This is a genomic window from Streptomyces sp. NPDC018263, assembly GCF_055562575.1.
The window spans coordinates 1-1,124 of sequence record NZ_JBVHFA010000023.1; the positions used below are offsets into that span (position 1 = coordinate 1).

Annotated in this window: 2 rRNA genes; both read left to right on the forward strand. The window is 49.8% G+C overall.

Annotated elements, in window-relative coordinates:
* Positions 1 to 395 (forward strand): 16S ribosomal RNA (locus ACZ3HQ_RS29585); the annotation flags it as partial.
* Positions 396 to 577: 182 nt separating this feature from the next.
* Positions 578 to 1,124, forward strand: a 23S ribosomal RNA gene (locus tag ACZ3HQ_RS29590); the annotation flags it as partial.

The window sequence follows — 1,124 nt, forward strand, 5'->3', positions numbered from 1 at the left end:
CTAAGGTGACTGCCGGTGACAAACCGGAGGAAGGTGGGGATGACGTCAAATCATCATGCCCCTTATGACCTGGGCTACACACGTGCTACAATGGACAGAACAAAGGGCTGCAAGACCGCAAGGTTTAGCCAATCCCATAAATCTGTTCTCAGTTCGGATCGCAGTCTGCAACTCGACTGCGTGAAGCTGGAATCGCTAGTAATCGCGGATCAGCATGCCGCGGTGAATACGTTCCCGGGCCTTGTACACACCGCCCGTCACACCACGAGAGTTTGCAACACCCGAAGTCGGTGAGGTAACCTTTATGGAGCCAGCCGCCGAAGGTGGGGCAGATGATTGGGGTGAAGTCGTAACAAGGTAGCCGTATCGGAAGGTGCGGCTGGATCACCTCCTTTCTAAGGATATATGGAGCAGCGTGCGTTTTCGTCTTGTTTAGTTTTGAAGGATCATTCCTTCAAAACATGTCTCTAGCGAGACAGGATTGTTCTTTGAAAACTAGATAACAATAAGTAATACATTCACATTGAATGCAATGCAAAGTTCATCACACATAGTGATTCTTTCTAAAGTAAGAAATGGTTAAGTTAGAAAGGGCGCACGGTGGATGCCTTGGCACTAGGAGCCGATGAAGGACGGGACGAACACCGATATGCTTCGGGGAGCTGTAAGCAAGCTTTGATCCGGAGATTTCCGAATGGGGAAACCCACTGCTCGTAATGGAGTAGTATCCATACTTGAATACATAGAGTATGAGAAGGCATACCCGGGGAACTGAAACATCTAAGTACCCGGAGGAAGAGAAAGCAAATGCGATTCCCTGAGTAGCGGCGAGCGAAACGGGAACAGCCCAAACCAAGAGGCTTGCCTCTTGGGGTTGTAGGACACTCTATACGGAGTTACAAAGGAACGATATAAGCGAAGAGGTCTGGAAAGGCCCGCCAAAGAAGGTAACAGCCCTGTAACTGAAATGTTATTCTCTCCAGAGTGGATCCTGAGTACGGCGGAACACGTGAAATTCCGTCGGAATCCGGGAGGACCATCTCCCAAGGCTAAATACTCCCTAGTGACCGATAGTGAACCAGTACCGTGAGGGAAAGGTGAAAAGCACCCCGGAAGGGGAGTGA